This window comes from Shewanella saliphila (assembly GCF_014648295.1).
Taxonomy (GTDB): domain Bacteria; phylum Pseudomonadota; class Gammaproteobacteria; order Enterobacterales; family Shewanellaceae; genus Shewanella; species Shewanella saliphila.
In genome coordinates this window covers 1-19,025 of the sequence record NZ_BMQV01000017.1, presented here as the reverse complement: position 1 = coordinate 19,025, position 19,025 = coordinate 1, and the positions used below count along the sequence as shown (strand labels likewise).

The 19,025-nt window shown below is 42.5% G+C and carries 21 protein-coding genes; 13 read left to right on the top strand and 8 right to left on the bottom strand.

The window, feature by feature from the left end; all coding sequences use genetic code 11:
• Positions 1 to 22 precede the first annotated feature (22 nt).
• The 3 genes from hisD to IEY48_RS09885 all read right to left on the bottom strand — a co-directional run bounded on the left by hisD (position 23) and on the right by IEY48_RS09885 (position 4,019).
• Positions 23 to 1,312: a histidinol dehydrogenase gene (gene hisD, locus IEY48_RS09895; RefSeq protein ID WP_188919771.1), complete on the bottom strand. Its 1,290-nt coding sequence runs from the start codon at positions 1,310 to 1,312 to the stop codon at positions 23 to 25.
• Positions 1,313 to 1,317: 5 nt separating this feature from the next.
• Positions 1,318 to 2,217 (bottom strand): ATP phosphoribosyltransferase, encoded by a 900-nt coding sequence (hisG, locus tag IEY48_RS09890; protein WP_188919769.1) that lies wholly within the window; start codon positions 2,215 to 2,217, stop codon positions 1,318 to 1,320.
• Between the two features lie 458 nt (positions 2,218 to 2,675).
• Complete coding sequence (locus IEY48_RS09885; protein WP_188919767.1) at positions 2,676 to 4,019, bottom strand: hypothetical protein; 1,344 nt, start codon at positions 4,017 to 4,019, stop codon at positions 2,676 to 2,678.
• A gap of 191 nt (positions 4,020 to 4,210) precedes the next feature.
• On the opposite strand from IEY48_RS09885, the gene IEY48_RS09880 reads away from it, so the two are divergent.
• Positions 4,211 to 4,579, top strand: a complete 369-nt coding sequence (locus tag IEY48_RS09880; protein ID WP_188919765.1) for a Fis family transcriptional regulator — start codon at positions 4,211 to 4,213, stop codon at positions 4,577 to 4,579.
• Between the two features lie 13 nt (positions 4,580 to 4,592).
• Here the strand turns inward: IEY48_RS09880 and IEY48_RS09875 are convergent, their stop codons facing one another.
• Positions 4,593 to 5,144, bottom strand: a complete 552-nt coding sequence (locus IEY48_RS09875) for a DUF1569 domain-containing protein (protein WP_188919763.1) — start codon at positions 5,142 to 5,144, stop codon at positions 4,593 to 4,595.
• Positions 5,144 to 5,614: a DUF6265 family protein gene (locus IEY48_RS09870; RefSeq protein WP_188919761.1), complete on the bottom strand. Its 471-nt coding sequence runs from the start codon at positions 5,612 to 5,614 to the stop codon at positions 5,144 to 5,146. Before IEY48_RS09870 ends, IEY48_RS09875 begins: the two co-directional genes overlap by 1 nt.
• 167 nt (positions 5,615 to 5,781) lie before the next feature.
• Between IEY48_RS09870 and yoaA the strand changes: the two genes are divergently transcribed.
• The 8 genes from yoaA (at position 5,782) to rnd (ending at position 14,825) form a co-directional block, all read left to right on the top strand.
• A complete protein-coding gene (gene yoaA / locus IEY48_RS09865; protein ID WP_188919759.1) occupies positions 5,782 to 7,707 on the top strand; it encodes a DNA repair helicase YoaA in 1,926 nt (641 codons plus the stop codon).
• A gap of 73 nt (positions 7,708 to 7,780) precedes the next feature.
• A complete protein-coding gene (gene tsaB / locus IEY48_RS09860) occupies positions 7,781 to 8,482 on the top strand; it encodes a tRNA (adenosine(37)-N6)-threonylcarbamoyltransferase complex dimerization subunit type 1 TsaB (RefSeq protein ID WP_188919757.1) in 702 nt (233 codons plus the stop codon).
• A gap of 70 nt (positions 8,483 to 8,552) precedes the next feature.
• Positions 8,553 to 8,882, top strand: coding sequence for a hypothetical protein (locus IEY48_RS09855; protein ID WP_188919755.1), 330 nt, complete (start codon positions 8,553 to 8,555; stop codon positions 8,880 to 8,882).
• Positions 8,875 to 9,549, top strand: a complete 675-nt coding sequence (locus tag IEY48_RS09850) for a M50 family metallopeptidase (protein ID WP_188919753.1) — start codon at positions 8,875 to 8,877, stop codon at positions 9,547 to 9,549. Before IEY48_RS09855 ends, IEY48_RS09850 begins: the two co-directional genes overlap by 8 nt.
• Before the next feature lie 95 nt (positions 9,550 to 9,644).
• Positions 9,645 to 10,409 carry a class I SAM-dependent methyltransferase gene (locus IEY48_RS09845; RefSeq protein WP_229786391.1) on the top strand — a complete coding sequence of 255 codons (765 nt, stop codon included), beginning with the start codon at positions 9,645 to 9,647 and terminating at the stop codon, positions 10,407 to 10,409.
• A gap of 442 nt (positions 10,410 to 10,851) precedes the next feature.
• Positions 10,852 to 11,739: an alpha/beta hydrolase gene (locus tag IEY48_RS09840; RefSeq protein ID WP_188919750.1), complete on the top strand. Its 888-nt coding sequence runs from the start codon at positions 10,852 to 10,854 to the stop codon at positions 11,737 to 11,739.
• 227 nt (positions 11,740 to 11,966) lie between these two features.
• A complete protein-coding gene (gene fadD, locus IEY48_RS09835) occupies positions 11,967 to 13,640 on the top strand; it encodes a long-chain-fatty-acid--CoA ligase FadD (protein WP_188919749.1) in 1,674 nt (557 codons plus the stop codon).
• Positions 13,641 to 13,712: 72 nt separating this feature from the next.
• A complete protein-coding gene (gene rnd / locus IEY48_RS09830; RefSeq protein WP_188919746.1) occupies positions 13,713 to 14,825 on the top strand; it encodes a ribonuclease D in 1,113 nt (370 codons plus the stop codon).
• Positions 14,826 to 14,937: 112 nt separating this feature from the next.
• Here rnd and minE read toward each other — a convergent pair whose 3' ends face one another.
• From minE to minC, 3 genes are read right to left on the bottom strand one after another with little or no spacing between them, the layout of a single operon-like run.
• On the bottom strand, positions 14,938 to 15,198 hold the full coding sequence (gene minE, locus IEY48_RS09825) for a cell division topological specificity factor MinE (protein ID WP_188919744.1): 261 nt from the start codon (positions 15,196 to 15,198) through the stop codon (positions 14,938 to 14,940).
• A gap of 2 nt (positions 15,199 to 15,200) precedes the next feature.
• Positions 15,201 to 16,010 (bottom strand): septum site-determining protein MinD, encoded by an 810-nt coding sequence (minD, locus tag IEY48_RS09820; RefSeq protein WP_188919742.1) that lies wholly within the window; start codon positions 16,008 to 16,010, stop codon positions 15,201 to 15,203.
• 27 nt (positions 16,011 to 16,037) lie between these two features.
• A complete protein-coding gene (gene minC / locus IEY48_RS09815) occupies positions 16,038 to 16,703 on the bottom strand; it encodes a septum site-determining protein MinC (protein ID WP_188919739.1) in 666 nt (221 codons plus the stop codon).
• A 119-nt stretch (positions 16,704 to 16,822) separates the two neighbouring features.
• On the opposite strand from minC, the gene IEY48_RS09810 reads away from it, so the two are divergent.
• From IEY48_RS09810 to IEY48_RS09795, 4 genes are all read left to right on the top strand, one after another.
• Complete coding sequence (locus IEY48_RS09810; RefSeq protein ID WP_188919881.1) at positions 16,823 to 17,101, top strand: YcgL domain-containing protein; 279 nt, start codon at positions 16,823 to 16,825, stop codon at positions 17,099 to 17,101.
• 32 nt (positions 17,102 to 17,133) lie between these two features.
• Positions 17,134 to 18,096, top strand: coding sequence for a lytic murein transglycosylase (locus IEY48_RS09805; protein WP_188919737.1), 963 nt, complete (start codon positions 17,134 to 17,136; stop codon positions 18,094 to 18,096).
• A 61-nt stretch (positions 18,097 to 18,157) separates the two neighbouring features.
• Complete coding sequence (locus IEY48_RS09800) at positions 18,158 to 18,604, top strand: YcgN family cysteine cluster protein (RefSeq protein ID WP_188919734.1); 447 nt, start codon at positions 18,158 to 18,160, stop codon at positions 18,602 to 18,604.
• Positions 18,605 to 18,731: 127 nt separating this feature from the next.
• A partial coding sequence (locus IEY48_RS09795) for an IS110 family transposase (protein ID WP_188919731.1) occupies positions 18,732 to 19,025 on the top strand: 294 nt, incomplete at its 3' end.

Here is a 19,025-nt window from a genome sequence, read left to right as displayed (position 1 = left end):
CTGATCTTGTGTTGTTGCGATCTTAACTTAAACTGGCTAAACGAATTGCGATGGCATTTTTATGCGCATCTAACAGCTCATTTTCGGCCAGTACCATGACACTTTGACCTAAAGTTTGTAAGCCTTGTTTGCTGAGCTCTTGCACGGTAAAACGGCGGCTAAAGTCGGCTAAAGACAAGCTTGATACTGAGCGGCTGTAACCATAGGTGGGTAATACATGGTTGGTGCCACTAGCATAATCACCGACCGACTCAGGGGTATAAGCACCTAAAAATACAGAGCCTGCTCCGCGTACTTGCTTAAGCACATCACGTGGCGAATCGGTTTGAATAATCAAGTGTTCTGGGCCATATAAGTTAGACACTTTAGCGGCTTCACTCATGTCGCTGACAATAATACTGCGGCTACATTCTAGTGCAGTTGCGGCAATGTCTTTACGGCTCAACTGCGCAAGTTGTTCCGTTAACGCTTGGTTAACCGCTTCTGCTAAGTCAACTGAGTCCGTCACTAACATCACTTGTGAATCAACTCCATGCTCTGCTTGTGACAGTAAATCAGAGGCCACAAAACCTGCATTAGCGTTTTTGTCGGCAATCACCAGCACTTCAGACGGACCCGCTGGCATATCTATCGACACGCTGACACGACTATCTTGCGATACAAGACGTTTTGCTTCGGTAACGTAGCGATTACCTGGGCCAAAAATTTTATCGACGTTTGGTACTGATTCGGTACCAAATGCTAGTGCAGCAATGGCTTGGGCGCCACCCACTTGGAATATGTCGGTAATACCACACACATTGGCGGCATACACAATGGCATCATTAATGGGTGGAGGGCTGACGAGTACGCGTTTTTCACAGCCGGCGATTTTTGCTGGCAAAGCCAGCATCATCACGGTCGAGATTAGTGGTGCGGTACCACCAGGAATATATAAGCCAACACGTTCAATTGGCTCACTTCGAAGCTCACAGCGCACTCCCGCTTGGGTTTCAATATCGACACCATTAAACACTTGGGCGTTATGGAATGTTTCAATGTTGGCAACAGCTTGCGCCACCGCTTGCTTTACATCGTCACTGACACGCTCGCATGCAGCATTAATTTGCACAGCCGTTAACGTAAGCTCGGTCAGTTCAACACCATCAAAACGCTTGTTAAAATTGATTAACGCCGCATCACCCTGGCTGCTAACTTGTTCAATAATATCACGCACACCTTGCTCAACACTGGCGTCACCGATTAATGGCGAACGCGCTAACGTTTGTTGTTGCTCAGCTGTAGATAAAGACGCCCAATCGAGAATTTGCATGTGTGTTACCCCATCATTTTTTCAATTGGCATCACAAGAATAGAACTTGCACCTAGGGCGGTTAATTCTTCCATGGTATCCCAGAATAAATCTTCACTGCTAACGGCGTGAATCGCCACACGGTTAGTGTCATCATTTAATGGCAGTACAGTTGGGTTTTCAGCGCCTGGCAGTAGTGCAACGATTTGATCTAATGTTTCTGTTGGTGCGTGTAATAAGATGTACTTACTTTCACGAGCGCGGATAACGCCATTCATGCGAGATAAAATTTTGTCGATGAGTGCTTGTTTCTCAGGTGTTTGCTCTTCGTTTGATTGAATGATGCAAGCCATTGAGCGATAAATCACTTCCGTTTCATATAAGCCGTTAGCTTCGAGTGTGGCACCGGTAGAGACTAGGTCACAAATACCATCAGACAAGCCTGCGCGAGGGGCAACTTCTACTGAACCTTTTAGCATACAGTCGCTGTAGTTAATGCCTTTTTCTTGCATAAAACGACGTAGCAAATTTGGGTAAGAGGTGGCAATGCGAAGGCCTTCAAGTGACGTCGCATCTTTATAGGCAAACTCATTTGGTACGGCAAGTGATAAACGACAAGAACCAAAATCTAAATCTCGTAATTTAGTGCATCCAGCAGGTTTACCAGCTAGTTGACGCTCGATTTGTTCTTCTTCTAGTACGTTTTCACCAATGATGCCTAGGTCAACAACGCCGTCCATTACTAGGCCTGGAATGTCATCATCACGAACGCGTAATAAGTCAATTGGCATGTTATCAGCGTGAGCGATAAGGCGTTGTTCATTGACGTTGAATTTTACGCCACAGCTTTTCAGTAGCTGTTGTGACTCTTTTGATAAACGACCTGATTTTTGAATGGCGATGCGTAAACGCTTTGACTGACTCATGAGATACTTCCTTAAAATGTTAAATTAAAATATTGCAAAATTAAAAGCTTAAATAAAAATATTATTTCGAAAAACAAAGAGCAGAAAACAAAAAACCCCTGAAATTCCTTCCAGGGGTTTATGTGAAATGTGTTCACCACCAGAAGGATAATGTCCTCCGGCAGTAAGCATCCGAAGGCTACCGCATATGGTGATGATGGTGGATTGTAGTCACTTGGATGTTCATAATTTATCTCTTGGTGTTGTCTTAAATAATCACTTTAAATGAGGACTTATTCACTCACTTAATGTCGTGTAAAACGACTTGCAGTTAACTTAACCGCATTTATGCTTGTTTGCAATAGTGAACAAAGCATTTCTGTCATTTAATTCCCAAATTTATTGCATAAGTTATGCATTGCATCGTCATGATGATTTTTACTCATGATGCGTGCATGAATTTTAATCACGTCATGGGTTTATGGATAAATAATATTGGATGAGGTGAGCTGCAGTTTCATTTGATTACTGATGTCAGCTTTTTGGCTGGCGGTTAATTGTGTTGAGTTATCGATGGCAATCAATGCATTTTTTTTATCGAAAGCGCTCCACACATTAACCGTACTGATAATAGATTCTAAGCGGATACTGGTATCGCTAATGCGCTCAGCAACATTAAAGGCTTGTTGTGGATCGGTTTGGTTTAACTGATTGGCTCGTTGCCGAAAGGCAATGTCTTTATTGTCGTCAGATAAGGAGTCAATTGATTGTAAAAAGGTGGCTTCAGAGTGATCAACAAGGGCATAACTGGCGTTAATGATAATGTCGCGCTGCACATTAATCTCGTAATCGTCAATGCGCGCAAGCATCATATCTGGCTCGACACTGGCAATTTCTGCCACTGCACTGTTGTAATAATCTTGGTTAAGCTCGTAAGTTTGTTTTTGGTTATTTAAAAATATTAAAGCTGCTTCAGGATCGGTTTCTGCCATTTTACGCGATATAATAAACACGCCGCTGGCGCGCTGCTCTGTGGCAATGCTGTCGAGCCAGTCGACAGCCTCTTGCACATTTTTGTCAACTAATTGATAAACCATCGAAGTGATAAGGTAATTAGTCGACTCATTTAATGGTAATGATGATATTAAGCTAGCCGCTTCGGTAGGGGATTGCTCGATATAGTAGTACATGGTATTTAAATACATTTTGAGCGTAGAGGGGCTCTCTGGTTGTTGCTTTAGCCACTCAAATGCAGCCATAGCATCAGTACTTGCCCAAGAGTCTACAATCGACATGGTGACTGAGGTTTTCATCGGCTCCACCGTCAATAAGTCTACATCGCTTAATGCTTGTTGAGGGTTCACCGAGGCCAATCCGCGTAAGTAACTGTCGACTAACGACTCGTAATCGTCGCTGGTATTTTGCTCGATTATCCATGAAATAACATTCGAAAATTGATTTTTGCCAGCAATTTCTAAAATAAAGCCATACAAGTCTTCGTGTTGTGTTTCTTGGGCAATTAACAGGGCTTCTAAAGGGTCTTGTTCTGCAAGTTGCAATATCCTAAAAATCGACATGTAAGAGGTGTCATCTTGCGCTATAGACGCTTTCATTGCTTCTCGGTCATGGCCAGAATCATCATATTGCTGTGGTGTGCTAGCATTCGTATTAGATGAAACGGCCACACCAATGGGCTGAGATATTGCAGCATGAGTATTGACCGTTTGCTGGTCTTGGCGATTATCAGCATCATTTTGCCAAATAAGCGGGTAGCTTATAAAGCCAATGCCCCAACTGAGCACCACCACAATTAACCATTTCATTTTTGCTTTTCCTTAAGCACAATTCGCATTGGAGTTGTTAACGCTATTTTTAACATCGACGAAGGGTAACGTTATTATGATGCATGACCAATTGCAATAATGTGTGACACTTAGCGCCATTGTGGCACGGATATTAAAAGCTGAATAGAACCTTGTATAGGTAGAATCATAGAACATTAGAGAGCAGTATCATGCGTAAAAGCGATAAAAAAATAGATAATCAATTGAGGTTGGCGTTAACCGATGTGTGTGAAAATGCTCTTGAGCTTTATTCTGGTTTTGAGTGGATCACTCATACCGTAGATTATAACGCGTTTCCTAAAAGTTTACGCATTGTATGTGTGTTTGATACTGAGCAGCAGTTAAGGCAATTTAATCATCAAGGCCATAAAACTGCGTTACTCGCTCAAATTAAACGCTGCCTGGCAGACGGTGGCATTGAACTTAACAATTTAGATAAACAGGTCAGTTTTGATTCTGAAACCGCTTGCCAACAACAGCATAACGGTAACTGGGCATTACGTTTAAAAGCAGCCATCATTAACGATAAGTTGCATTAATGATGACGCTGATCTAGCTAAACGCGCTAAACGTGTCTAGGTGATTGTAAAAATGTAAAACATGGGCAAGTTCATAATCTGCTTTATTTAATTCTCCGTAAGCAAAATGGGGTGCCAATGGCCCTTGGTACTGCTCAAAGTCTGTCACAGAGTTTAACAACCTCGTCAGAGCTTGTTTTACATCAACATTAGGGTCAAGTGCAGGAGCGGCTGGTATCGCTTCGCTAAGGTTATGAGTCATTGCACCTTTAGTGGCAAACGCAGCAAAGGCAAGTGCGCCTACAGAGTGCTTAAATACCGCTGATTTATGTTGCGGAAATCCGCTCATTGAAAATTCGACACTTTGTGCACAATGGCTAAACACCTGGGCGCTATTCCAGTCACCTGTGCTTAAGCTTGCCAGTTGCTCTGAAGGAAGGGCGAGCATTACATTAAGTTTGGCTTTTAAGCTATTAAGGTTAAGCAGACGTGGGTCGTTGCCTTGGCTTAGCCATAATGCGCTTGCTCCGGTGATTCCCGCTGCTGCTCCGATTAACCCCAATGTTATAAATTGTCTGCGCTGCATTATTCATCCTTGTTATGGGTTTCGTTGACCCGAGTAAACTTGATCTCAAAGCCTTGGTTATCTTGACCGCTTACGGTAACGCGGATGTGTTGACTGTCGATAAAATGATATTCAATTTTATTAGGAAAATCATGGTCATGATTTTCAAACACGGCTAAGGCATCTTTACAATGGGTTAGTTTAAAGGCCACAGGCAATGGGTTATGCGTTACTTTCGCGAGATAATAAATCCCTTCGGGCATGTTTACTAAACGCAGCGACTCATTATGTTGCCATTGGTCGGTGTAAGTTTCACCACTGCCTTCGAAGGTGTTGTCACTAACTTGATGCCACTGTTCTTGTAATGTGCTGTGTGCTTGTACACTTTGCCATTTGCCCAATAAGCCAGTTAACTGATCGAGGTTATCGCATTGTTTGGCCAAGGCGCTAAACGGGGTTAACAGTATGAATAATACTAGTAATGATTTCATCGGATAACTCGTGCATTTTTTAGTTAAGCTTACGTGGTTTTGTGGCATACACCAGCTCAAAAAATCTATTGTGTAGTTCTGTTGCGATTAATAGTTGGAACATAAGCGTGTTATCAGCATAATACTTAACAATTTCAGCCAGTATTTGTCGACCATTTGAGGGCATTTTGAGCTCAAGACTTACTCAAACCGTGATTCACCAATTTAGCCAACAAGGCGCCTTGGCTAAAAATGTGCACAGCTATCATCATCGTCAAAGTCAAACTGACATGGCGGTGGCGGTGAGTGAGGCGATTAGCCAAAAACAAAATGTCATCCTTGAGGCCGGCACCGGTGTCGGCAAAACGTTTGCGTATTTAATCCCAGCGATTCTCAGCGGCAAACAAGTGGTGGTCAGTACTGGCAGTAAAAACTTACAAGAGCAGCTGTTTTTAAAAGACTTACCTGCGTTGTTAACCATGTTAGACATGCACGTCCCCATCGCATTACTTAAAGGGCGTAATAACTATTTATGCCAGTTACGTCTTGAAAAACAAATGCAAAATGCCGCTCATTTTAGTGACTATTACATCGACGATTTACTTAAAATTAATCAATGGGCGAATTTAAGTAAAGACGGTGATATTGGTAATTTAACCTCGGTTGCCGAACATTCAGAGGTGTTACCCAGTGTGGTAAGCACCAAAGAAACCTGCACCGGTAAAAAGTGCGAACATTACGATGTGTGTTTTACTCGTAAAGCGCGGGTGCGGGCTATGGACGCTAAAGTGGTGGTGGTGAATCATCATTTGTTTTTTGCTGACCGATTACTCAAAGACACTGGGTTTGCAGAGTTGTTGCCCGACCCCGACGTGGTGATTTTTGATGAAGCCCATTTAGTGCCAGACATTTGCATTAATTACTTTGGCAGCCATATATCCAGCCGTGAAATCGATACCTTACTCAATGGGATTATCAAACTTCATCGAGAAGTGATCCGCGACAGTATTCAAATAGAGCAATTAGCCCAACGAGGTTTGCAGGCACTAAGTGATTGGCACAACGCCATGTACGACAATCAAGTGTCTGACTGGCGTAAAGTATTGGCTAACAAACAGTTAGCTACAGTCTCGTGGACTTTGCAACAAGCATTAGCTGATTTAGCAAAACTCATGACCCATCATCTTGGCCGTGATGATCAGCTTGATTTAGCGTTTGAGCAACTCCATGAGCTCGCTGAAAAACTACAAGATTATTTTGAATGTAAAGACATGCAAGCGGCCTACAGCGTTGAATTAGGTGCAAGGTTTGTCATGCTAAGATTAAGCCCAATTAATGTGGCTAAGCAATGCCAGCAATTATTTGATGCTAACACCCGCTGGATTTTTACCTCGGCCACATTACAGGTCAACCGCAGCTTAGGTCACTTTGCCACCGAGTTAGGCTTAACATCAGCTAAACAGATCATTTTAGACAGTCCGTTTGATTACCCCAATCAAGCGATGTTTTGTGTACCGAGACATTTAGGCAAGGTAGGGCAATCGCAACATACGGTGAAACAATTGGTTGATGTGTGTATTCAAGCCATTAATGCCGCGCAGGGAAGAACATTTATATTGTTCACCAGCCATCAAATGCTTGAGCAAGTTGCCTCGTCATTGCAAGGGCGTACAACTTATCCGTTATTGGTACAGGGACAGGCGAGTAAACAAAGCTTATTAAATAAATTTAGGCAACTTGGCAATGCGGTGCTGCTCGGCACCAGTAGTTTTTGGGAAGGAGTCGATGTGCGCGGTAAATTACTCAGTTGTGTCATCATCGATAAGTTACCGTTTGTGTCGCCTGATGATGCGCTTTATAAAGCCCGTGCAGCCAATGCTGAGCGCCAAGGGTTAGACCCTTTTAGGCAGATATCGTTACCCCAGGCGGTGATTAGTTTAAAGCAAGGTGTTGGTCGGCTTATTCGTGATGAGAAAGATCGTGGCGTGTTGATTTTATGCGACAACCGCATTGTCAATCGCGCTTATGGGCAAGCTTTTATTAATTCATTGCCGCCAATGCAGCGCACACGTGATTTAGACAAAGCGCTGCAGTTTTTAAAACACATCCCTTAAGCTTTTTAAAACGCGGCGCATCAGTTATCATACTCGGCTTATTTGATGCTTTTTTACTGGGTACTTTTTTATAATGTCACAGCTGTTAACCATCCTTGCGCTTGATACCTGCACCGAAACCTGTTCTGCTGCACTTACTGTCAATGGCAAGGTGTTTGCCCAGATTGCTGATGCCCCACGTGAGCACAGCCAGCGTTTATTACCTATGGTTGATGACGTATTAGCGCAAGCTCAAGTGACGTTAGCCGATGTGGATTTAATTGCGTATGGCCGTGGTCCTGGCAGTTTTACTGGAATACGCATTTGCACCAGTATGACTCAAGGTTTAGCACTAGGTCTTGATTTACCAGTGATTGGTATTTCTACACTTGCGGCAATGGCACAAGCTGCCATTACTGAAGCCGGCGCAACTCAAGTGCTTTGCTGTATTGATGCGCGCATGAATGAAGTGTATTGGGGACAATATATTGCTCAAGATGGCATGGCCATATTAGTGGGTGAGGAGCATGTGAGTGCGCCTGAATCGATTGCATTATTACTTGACCCACGCCAAGATATTCATGCTTGTGGTACCGGATTTGATGCATACCCACAACTGTTAACACTGACGCCTCAAACGATGCCCTGTACCGAAGCCCGTTATCCCGATGCCAAGTATATGCTTGTTTTGGCTCAGCAAGGTCAACAACAAGGCTTGCATACCAGCGTTGATGAACTTGCACCGGTTTATTTGCGTGATACCGTCACTTGGAAAAAACTTCCCGGTCGAGAATAGCCATTGGCGATATTTTGACATATTATTTACATAGACGTGTTAATCACAGTATAAGGTAACTGAATCGTAAATGACGATTAATCCAGCACTATCAACAGCACATAATCAATCAGGCCCAGTGAGCCTGAGTCAAGCTGTTGCCGGAAATCGTCCTATTGCGCCAGCCCGTGACCCTATTGTTGTTAACCCTATTCCTACAGATGCTGATCAGCAAAACAATGACAGTCAAAAACTTGCAATCGTTGATGATGTCACTTTATCAGCAAAGCAACAAGCTCGCGTTGAATATGATCGTGACACCACGAGCCAACGCGGCGCGATAGCCCAATATTTGTCTACACAACACTCAGCTAAGCGTGACGAAATTCAACAAATGGTTGGTATCGACTTATATGCCTAGTGTGGTATCGGCAACACCTAGTCGCGGTCGTTTTATGCTTGAACTGCTGGTGGCCTTTTTACTGACACGTTTGCCTTTTATTTCTATCCCTTTCAAATGGCTCGAAAGCTACTTTCACGAGTTATCACATGGTATTGCCGCCTTGTTAACCGGTGGCATAGTAAGTCATATTCAGTTATTTCCTAATGGTGCCGGTTTATGCTTCAGCCAAGGTGGGATAAGTATGGTCATTGCTTATGCGGGCTATTTCGGTGCGGCATTATGGGGTTATGTTATTTTTTTATTAGCGACGAAAAGAAGCAGTATTCGCTTTACACTCGGATTACTCGGGTTAACTGTCGCAGCATCATTAGTGTTTTGGGCCCGCGATATTCTTACCATCGCTATTTTGTTGGTACTAACAATACTTTTTTTGTTACCACTTAAATTAAAAAACAGTAGTGTGTTAAACACCTTACTGCGTATATTAGGGATCATGATAATTTTGAATGCCATGGCGAGTCCAATGGTGTTATTAGGCTTAAGCGGCCAGGGCGATGCGGTCATGCTAGCGCAATTGACTTGGATACCTGCATGGATATGGGTCATGACGTGGCTATTATTCAGCGGGTTAATGCTGTGGCTATGTTGGCAGAAAGTCGATTACAACAAGGGAGTAAGTAAATGAAACGTAACATGATGTTAGGTGCCTTAATGGGGTTGTCGAGCCTAGGGTTAACAGCAAATGTACTTGCTGCAGATGCAGTGCCCGCTGAACAAGTGATGGCTCCTCAAGTGAATGCCGCGTTAGCTAAAGCTGTGGCAAGTGAGTTCCGTACAGCAGAAAATAAGCTGCGTGATAAATATCGTCATCCAGCAGAAACCTTAGCGTTTTTTGATATTAAGCCAGAGCAAACCGTGATTGAACTTTGGCCAGGCGGTGGTTGGTATGCTGAAATTTTAGCGCCATATTTAGCCGAAAAAGGCCAGTACGTAGCGGCAAATTTTGAAACAAAACCGGCTGCAGACACCAAGCAAACTGCTTATTTTAAATCAGCGGGTTTGCGTTTTGAAAAGTGGGTGAGTGACAACAAGGCCAGTGTCGGTAATGTGCAATTTGTGACGTTAGATCCTCCGGCTAAATTTTCATTAGGTAAAGATAACTCAGCTGATCACGTGCTGACATTCCGTAATTTGCATAACTGGGCAATGAAAGGCGAGTTAGAAGGTGTGTTTAAAGCAGCCCATGATGTATTAAAAGTGGGTGGCTCATTTGGCGTTGTTGAGCACCGTGCTAATGTTGGTATGGCAGCTGAAAGCGGCTATATGGATGAAAACCAAATGGTCGAATTGGCTAAAAAGTATGGTTTTGAGTTAACCGCTAGCTCAGAAGTTAACGCCAATCCAAAAGACAGCAAAGATTATCCAAAAGGCGTGTGGACTCTTCCTCCACGTTTAGCCATGGGCGATCAAGATAAACAAAAATACATCGACATTGGTGAAAGTGATCGTATGACACTGAAATTCACCAAAACAGCGGCTAAATAAGCGGCTAAGGGATAACACACTGTGTTTATGAAGTGGGTTATCCCTTTTATTTAAATGATTTCCTCATTGATCATTTATTAGGGGCTGTTGATTTTTGCTGGTTGAATTTTATTCGAGTTAAAAACCTTTTAATCGAGGCGAATGGATTGATGCCTAGTCATCTAAGCAAAATCCTTTCAACAAAGAGTAAAACGTTTTTAGCCGAATCCTTCGGGCAGCGTTTGTTGGCCATTTTTACTGAGTTATCGACTTTTTTATGTAGAATAACTACACCTCAAAGTCTCTGCCGCGCAGTTGTAAATGCGAGTAATGGCCAACAATTCGCTGCAAAAACAACCTTGAAAGATCAACAGCCCCTAGGGTCTATGCCTGTAAATGCGCTGTCTCTGTTCCAACTCTTTACTCCATCCAATGTCGTTTTACACATAAAGGTGAGCCAAGTATGCTGACTCTGAATTCAACTGAATTTCAATTACCTTTGGCGCATATTACCCTTGCAGCAAAGCGTTATGGCCAAAAAGATAAGCCGATTCTGTTGGCATTGCATGGTTGGTTAGACAACGTAGACAGTTTTATTCCTTTGGCACAAGCTTTTGAGCAGCAGGGACTACTTAATCAATATCAATTAATCTGCATTGATTGGCCTGGGCATGGTTTATCAGACCACCGTCCAGGGCATTATCCGCTGCACTGGATTGATTACATTTATGACTTACATGCTGTTATTCAATCGCTTAGCCAAGAAAAACAACCCATCAATGTGATAGGTCATTCGTTAGGGGGCATTGTGGCATCGGCTTATAATGCGTGCATGGGAGACAATATTGAAAAGTTGATTTTAATTGAAGCCCTAGCGCCATTATTTGAGTCTGCTATTAATGCTAAAACTAGGCTACATAAGGGGTTACAGCAACAGCAACGTTTTAATCAGCAATTATCTCGGCCCACTCCTACGTATTCTTCGACGGATGTTGCCATTCAGGCCCGCCATCAATTAACTGGGCTGGCACTGCCTTGGTGCGAGATGATTACTGCGCGAAATATGCAACTCGTTGATGGAAAATGTGCCTGGCGAAGTGATCCTAGATTAAAGTTAGATTCATTAAATCGTTTTACTTTTGAACAGGTTGATGGATTAATGACCATCAGTAATACCCCAACGTTATTTATCGCTGCCCAAGATGGCTATAAACAGCTTACCCTGACAGAACAACATGCAAATACCTGGTTTAGCGACATTAAAATGGTAACATTAGCTGGCGATCATCACCTACATATGGGGAATGCTAACCAGGTCGCAGAAACGATTGGAGCTTTTGTTCTAAATTAGTGCTTATGGCTACTGAAATCGCTGTTATTTTGATTTCATTTATGTGATTATGGTCAAAAATTAAAACGCTTGTATGATTTTTGTCACGGCAGTTTGTCATTAGCATTTTTCATTATAAGTAACATAAAAGCCTGCGATAACAATATTAATGATACGCAGTCGCTAAAAATTTTACCACTGACGGGGAATGCACGTCTTAGCACAGTGGGATTTATTAGGAGACACCTGTGGACCAGCCTTGGATTAATCACCTGCCTGAACAAGTTCCGGCCGAAATCGACCCATCTCAATATAGTTCTTTAGTACACATGTTTGAAGATTCAGTGGCAAAGTATGCCGATCAAGCTGCATTTATCAACATGGGTGCGACGATGACTTATCGCAAACTTGAAGAGCGCAGTCGCGCATTTGCGGCCTACTTACAAAATGATTTGCACTTAAATAAAGGTGATCGTGTTGCCATTATGATGCCCAATTTGCTGCAATACCCAATTGCATTATTTGGCATTTTACGCGCTGGAATGGTGGTGGTGAATGTTAATCCACTTTATACCCCCCGTGAGCTAAAGCATCAATTAATCGACTCGGGCGCAAAAGCCATTGTTGTGGTATCAAACTTTGCTAACACCTTAGAAGAAGTGGTTGATCAAACCCCAGTAGAATCGGTCATCATTACCAGCTTAGGCGATCAGCTCAGTGCGCCTAAACGTACCCTGGTTAATTTTGTCGTTAAGTACATCAAAAGGTTGGTACCTAAATACCATTTGCCACATGCCTTATCGTTTCGAGAATCGTTAAGCAAAGGTCGCCGTTTGCAATACATTAAAGCAGACATCAATGGTGATGATTTAGCATTTTTACAGTACACCGGCGGTACCACCGGTGTGTCAAAAGGGGCGATGCTCAGCCATAAAAATGTGGTCAGCAATGTGTTGCAAGCCAATGGCGCCTATTCACCGGCATTAAATGACGGTGTTGAATTTGTGGTTACCGCATTGCCGCTTTATCATATTTTTGCGTTAACAGTGAACTGCTTACTGTTTTTACACAAAGGCAGCAAAAACCTGTTAATCACCAACCCACGTGATATTCCCGCGTTTGTCAGCGAGCTGAAAAAATACCCATTTACTGCCTTAACTGGGGTGAACACGCTATTTAATGCCTTAGTGAACAATGAAGAGTTTACCCAGTTAGACTTTTCACGGTTAAAGTTTTCAATTGGTGGCGGTATGGCCGTACAGCGTGCAGTGGCTGACAAGTGGCAAAAAATTACTCAAACCCGCTTACTCGAAGGTTATGGTTTAACTGAGGCATCACCGCTTGTGACTTGCTGCCCTTATAATTTAGACGGTTATAATGGCTCGATTGGTTTCCCTGCTCCGTCAACCTTCATTCAAGTACGTGATGATGATGGTAATGTATTAGCCCAAGGCGAAACAGGCGAGTTATTCGCAAAAGGCCCACAAATTATGCAAGGCTATTGGCAACGTCCTGAAGAAACATCAAAAGTTATCGACAAAGACGGCTGGCTCGCAACAGGTGATATCGGTTACATGGACGAAAAGGGCTTTTTCTTTATTGTTGACCGTAAAAAAGACATGATTTTAGTGTCTGGCTTTAACGTATTCCCGAATGAAGTTGAAGAGGTCGTTGCGTTGCATCCTAAGGTGATTGAAGTGGCCGCTGTAGGCGTACCTCATGAAGCAAGTGGAGAATTAGTCAAAGTGTTTGTGGTTGCCAATGATAAATCTTTGACCGAAGAAGATCTAATTAAGCATTGCCGGCATCATTTAACGGGATATAAAGTACCTAAGCTGGTAGAATTTAGGGACGAATTACCAAAAACGAATGTGGGTAAAATTTTACGCCGACAACTTCGAGATGAAGTTAACAAAGCATAAAATGATAGCCGGCAATTGAGCCGGCTTTTTTATTGGTGTTTTTCCCCATTTGTATTTTTAGCGGAGCTTATTTTGTTAACGTTTGAATATATCTGTGATGATGCCAGCCTTTTATCATTAGTTGAGCAGTACCAACAGAGCACCTTATTGGTACTTGATACTGAATTTGTCCGCACTCGAACCTACTATGCCAAATTAGGGCTTATCCAAGCTTATGATGGTAAAACCTTAGCGTTAATCGACCCTGTTGCAATTACCGATCTCAGTCCCTTTTGGCAATTACTCACCAACCAACAGATTGTGAAGTTAGTACATTCATGCAGCGAAGACCTTGAAGTGTTTGCCCATTATGGTGAGTGTCAGCCAAGCCCGCTATTTGACAGCCAAATTGCAGCCAGTCTTGCAGGATTAGGCCACGGTTTAGGTTATGCCAAGCTCGTTGACGCTTGCTTGCAAGTTGAAATTGATAAAGGCGAATCTCGTACTGATTGGATGAAACGCCCATTGACTGAGGCGCAGCTGCAGTACGCTGCAAACGATGTGTATTATTTATATAAGCTCTATCCGCAACTTCAACAAAAGCTCGCTGAAAGCCAGCGTGAAGCCTGGCTTTTTGAAGAAGGGCAGCGCATGACCGAAGGACGGATGTCATTACCTGACGGCGACACAATTTATCTGAAAGTGAAAAATGCTTTTCAATTAAATAGCCAGCAATTAGCCTACTTAAAAGTGTTAGCAAAGTGGCGTTTAAATAAAGCCGTTAATCGCAATTTAGCGTTGGGTTTTGTGGTAAAAGATCATGCATTAATTGCGTTAGCGAAAAAACAGCCGACCACCCTAACTGAGTTAAACCGTTTAACCGATTTAACTGAGCAAGAAAAACGGATTCATGGCAAAGAGTTATTGAGTGTAATGGCAACCGCCGACTTAACTCACTTACCTGAGGTGGTTGATATTGTTGCGCTTAAATCAGGATACAAGTCGGCCTTTAAGGACGTTAAAAATCGTTTAACCGAATTATGCGAGCGTGAGGCCGTATCACTTGAGTTTGTGGGGGCAAAACGTCATATACATGAATATTTACTTTGGCTTTATCATAACAAGCAAACTGCAACGCCATTATTGTTAAGTGGTTGGCGCGGTGAATTGGTAAAAGATTTACTGGCAGATGTGCGCTTTGGTTAGGCCCTAATACCAATAAAAAAAGGATACTCGCATTATGCCAGTATCCTTTTTTATCAAACGAATTTTGAGGTATTAATGACCCAACAATTAGGTGACTTATTGGCTGCTTAAGTTACTTAGACTCGGGCAGCGTGACGTTAAGTTCTAATACCGATAAATTATCATCGTTTTGGTCGAGTTGCACAGACACCTGGTCATCTGATATCTGCACATATTTACGGATCACTTCAATGATTTCTTGTTTCATCTTTGGGAAGTAATCGGGGGCACCGCGCTCTCCACGCTGATGAGCCACAATAATTTGCAACCTTTCCTTCGCCAACGATGCGGTATTGGTTTTTTTATTGCTTCTGAAATAATCAAGTATCGACATAGTTAGCTACCAAATATCCTTTTAAGGAATCCCTTTTTTTCTTCTGTTATAAATCGAACCGGTACATCTTCGCCCAATAAACGCGCGACAGTATCACTGTAGGCTAAACCGGCATCGCTCTCTTGATCAATAATAACCGGCACACCAGAGTTTGATGCTTTAAGTACTGATTGTGACTCAGGAATAACCCCAAGCAGTTCAATCGCTAAAATTTCTTTCACATCTTCAACGCCAAGCATCTCGCCTGTTTTTACTCTAGCAGGAGAATAACGCGTCAGCAGTAAATATTCTTTAATCGGCTCAAGTGATTGTTCTGCACGGCGAGAACGGCTTTGTAACATCCCTAGAATACGGTCTGAATCGCGCACAGAGCTGACTTCTGGGTTAGTGGTCACAATGGCTATATCGGCAAAATACAGCGCCATCATTGCGCCTTGTTCAATCCCAGCAGGTGAGTCACACACAATGTAGTCAAAATCTTTGGCTAAATCGTCTAATACACGGCCAACACCTTCTTTGGTTAAGGCGTCTTTGTCGCGCGTTTGCGAGGCGGGTAAGATAAACAATTTATCACAGCGTTTATCTTTAATTAATGCCTGATTTAAATTGGCTTCGCCATTAATGACGTTAACAAAGTCATATACTACACGACGTTCGCAACCCATAATTAAATCAAGGTTACGCAAGCCAATGTCAAAGTCGATAACGACGGTTTTTTTGCCTTTTAAGGCTAATCCAGTGGCAATTGCAGCACTGGATGTTGTTTTCCCCACACCGCCTTTACCTGATGTGACAACAATAATTTGCGCCATTTTGTTTTATATCCTTTTATTTGCCAATTATTGGGGCAATGATTCTACAGTGAGAGACTCGCCATCAAGGCGGACACAACCTCTTTGATTGAGAGCGTATTGTTGTAAATGTTCTGTTAACCAATACTGTCCTGCAATCGACACTAATTCTGCTTCTAGCGAGTTTGCAATAATCACACTTTGATTATCACCCGCAGCACCTGCCATGGCTTTGCCACGCAAGGCTCCATAGATATGAATGCTACCATCAGCAATGACTTCAGCGCCATTACCAACTGCACCAAAAATGATTAAATCAGCATTTTGTGCGTATATTTGTTGGCCAGAACGCACATTTTGCTTAACAATTTTAGTGGCGCGTTTGGGTAACTCAGCTTTGGGCGCTTGTTTGCCAGACTTTACCACCGCAATCGCCATCTCTTTGGCTTGTTCTATTTGTTCCTTGCTGGCATCGGTTATGCCAACAATAATTAAATTTCGGTCAGTTAATAATTGCTTGAGGGCGTAAAAATCAATTTGAGTATGCTGGATGGCAGACAGGTTTAAGACCAGAGGTGCACCCAGAAAAAATTGAGGCGCTTGAGCCAGTTTGTTATCTAATTCAGCTGCGATTAGGTCAAGATCGTGATGATTAATATGCAGTACTGATAATGTAAAAGACGTGGCTTTTAATTCGAGATTTTGTTTAGCCATCCCGGCATTGTTCTCCAAAACATCAGCTAGAGGCTGATTTACAATTATTTTCTTGAGTCACCATGTTATAGTGTGCTTAGTTGACTATCAAGTTTGAACCTTTGGAAATTTACACTAAAATGATCTGTGCAGTATATAAAAGTAGTAGAAAAGCCGATACATACCTTTTTGTCAAAAAACGTGATGTTTTTGATGATGTTCCAGAGCCGTTAATGGAAATGTTTGGCACACCGATGTTAGTAATGGTTTTCCCGTTATCTAAGCGTGATCATCTTGGTATTGCTGACATAGACAAAGTTAAAAGCGCGTTAGAAGAAAAGGGCTTTTATTTACAAATACCGCCACCAATCGTTAATTTGCTAGATCAACATAAACAAGAGATAGGTTTTAAACAATAAACAGAATCTCTTGAGGAGTAAACAGGACTCATATGATTCTAAAAATCATTTTAAGCGCAATTATTTACTTCTTCACTTCTCATTTGGTGGTTGCTAACAATAGCCATCACCAATTTGAAGATTATTTACTTTCTCTACAACAGCAAGCCATCAGTGCCGGTGTATCGCCTCTGTTAGCCGAGCGATTAATTGGCGACATCAAAATATTTAAAAAAGCCAATATCGATAACGATTCACAACACACCCTTGAAACCTACATACCGCAAATGGTACCTGAAATCAGCGTCAGTACCGCCAGGGCCATGCTTCAGCAGCATGAAACCTTACTTAACAACCTGAGCCAACAATACCAAGTGCAACCACGGTTTATTATTGCATTGTGGGGAATAAACTCGCGCTTTGGCGAGCGTCCGGGTCGGTTTCCTGCTTTATCGGTATTGGCGTCATTAGCCTTTAATGGTGAAAATCAGCTCTTTTATGTTAATGAGTTTATTGCTGCACTTAAGCTCATAGAACAAAAGAAGTTTGAAGTAAATGCACTCAAAAGCTCATCGACAGGGGCCATGGGGCAAATGCAAATGATGCCATCTCAACTGCTGATTTACCTTGTAGATGGCGATAAAGATGGCCGGTTTGATATTTGGAACAGCGCAGAAGATGCCTTTGCAAGTGCTGCAAATATGCTTAATCAACAAGGGTGGCAGTTTGATGCAACCTGGGGCAGGCAAGTTAAAGCAACAATGATGTTAGATCCAAACTTGTTAGGGCTTGCCAGCACGCATACCTTTTCGCAATGGCAGGCATACGGGTTCAGGCGCTATAATGGCAATAACCTACCGCAACGAGATGACATTAACGCATCACTTATTGCCCCCGATGGCCCTCAAGGACGTTTTTATTTGGTGTATGAAAACTTTAGGCTATTAGATCAATTTACTGCGTCATTTCATGACACTTTAGCGTTAACCTATCTTTCAGAAAAAATTAAGCAGTAACCACAAGGGTTTTAGGTGTAAAATAACGGCAAATTTAAATCAATAGCCAGTTAGATAGACAATGATGACACAGTTTTGGACAACCACTCCGCTTGAAAAAATGACACCTGTACAATGGGAATCACTTTGTGATGGCTGCGGAAAATGTTGTTTAAATAAAATAATCGATGACGAAACCGACGAGCTTTATTACACCAATGCAGCCTGCCACTTATTAGACAGTGAGAGCTGCGGCTGTCGACGCTACATTGAGCGTTTTAAATATGTACCAGAATGTACCGCAATTACACCAGATAATATCAGCGAATTAACCTGGTTACCTAATAGCTGTGCTTATCGTCGTCTACATTTAGGTAAAGGTTTACCTAGCTGGCATCCACTGTTAACCGGCAGTAAAGAGGCGATGCATGCTGCGGGTATTTCTGTGCAAGGTAAAACGGTTAACGAGATGAAAGTAAAATACCTAGAAGACTGCATTGTGTTGTGGCCATTGCTGGACGTTGAATAGTTCAATCACGGGTAATTATTGCATCGCAATGAACAAAAAGACCTCACATGAGGTCTTAATTAGATGGTCCGCCTCACCCCTAAGCTAAACTAAACTTAGGGTAGGCTAATCAAAGAGGCGAACCATCATGACTACTATTAAAGTAATTGGGATCGATTTAGGCAAATCTTCTTTTCATCTTATTGGGCACGATCACACAGGTCGTGAACAATTACGTAAGCATTTAAGTCGTCCAAAGCTCATTCAATTTCTGTCGCAAACACCTAAAACGACAATTGCAATGGAGTCATGCGGAGGCTCCCACTGGTTGGCAAGAAAATGCCAATCACTCGGTCATGAGGTTAAACTCATCCCTCCCCAATATGTTAAACCTTACGTTAAAACAAATAAAAATGATTATATTGATGCCGATGCGATAGCT

Coding starts and splice junctions, on each gene's coding strand:
- IEY48_RS09845 (WP_229786391.1), top strand. CDS start 9,645: ATGGCTCCTCAAGTGAATGCCGCGTTAGCTAAAGCTGTGGCAAGTGAG.
- minD (WP_188919742.1), bottom strand. CDS start 16,010: ATGGCGCAAATTATTGTTGTCACATCAGGTAAAGGCGGTGTGGGGAAA.
- hisD (WP_188919771.1), bottom strand. CDS start 1,312: ATGCAAATTCTCGATTGGGCGTCTTTATCTACAGCTGAGCAACAACAA.
- IEY48_RS09850 (WP_188919753.1), top strand. CDS start 8,875: ATGCCTAGTGTGGTATCGGCAACACCTAGTCGCGGTCGTTTTATGCTT.
- IEY48_RS09800 (WP_188919734.1), top strand. CDS start 18,158: ATGATGACACAGTTTTGGACAACCACTCCGCTTGAAAAAATGACACCT.
- IEY48_RS09870 (WP_188919761.1), bottom strand. CDS start 5,614: ATGAAATCATTACTAGTATTATTCATACTGTTAACCCCGTTTAGCGCC.
- IEY48_RS09885 (WP_188919767.1), bottom strand. CDS start 4,019: ATGAAATGGTTAATTGTGGTGGTGCTCAGTTGGGGCATTGGCTTTATA.
- minC (WP_188919739.1), bottom strand. CDS start 16,703: ATGGCTAAACAAAATCTCGAATTAAAAGCCACGTCTTTTACATTATCA.
- IEY48_RS09880 (WP_188919765.1), top strand. CDS start 4,211: ATGCGTAAAAGCGATAAAAAAATAGATAATCAATTGAGGTTGGCGTTA.
- IEY48_RS09855 (WP_188919755.1), top strand. CDS start 8,553: ATGACGATTAATCCAGCACTATCAACAGCACATAATCAATCAGGCCCA.
- hisG (WP_188919769.1), bottom strand. CDS start 2,217: ATGAGTCAGTCAAAGCGTTTACGCATCGCCATTCAAAAATCAGGTCGT.
- IEY48_RS09805 (WP_188919737.1), top strand. CDS start 17,134: ATGATTCTAAAAATCATTTTAAGCGCAATTATTTACTTCTTCACTTCT.
- IEY48_RS09840 (WP_188919750.1), top strand. CDS start 10,852: ATGCTGACTCTGAATTCAACTGAATTTCAATTACCTTTGGCGCATATT.
- IEY48_RS09875 (WP_188919763.1), bottom strand. CDS start 5,144: ATGCAGCGCAGACAATTTATAACATTGGGGTTAATCGGAGCAGCAGCG.
- tsaB (WP_188919757.1), top strand. CDS start 7,781: ATGTCACAGCTGTTAACCATCCTTGCGCTTGATACCTGCACCGAAACC.
- IEY48_RS09810 (WP_188919881.1), top strand. CDS start 16,823: ATGATCTGTGCAGTATATAAAAGTAGTAGAAAAGCCGATACATACCTT.
- minE (WP_188919744.1), bottom strand. CDS start 15,198: ATGTCGATACTTGATTATTTCAGAAGCAATAAAAAAACCAATACCGCA.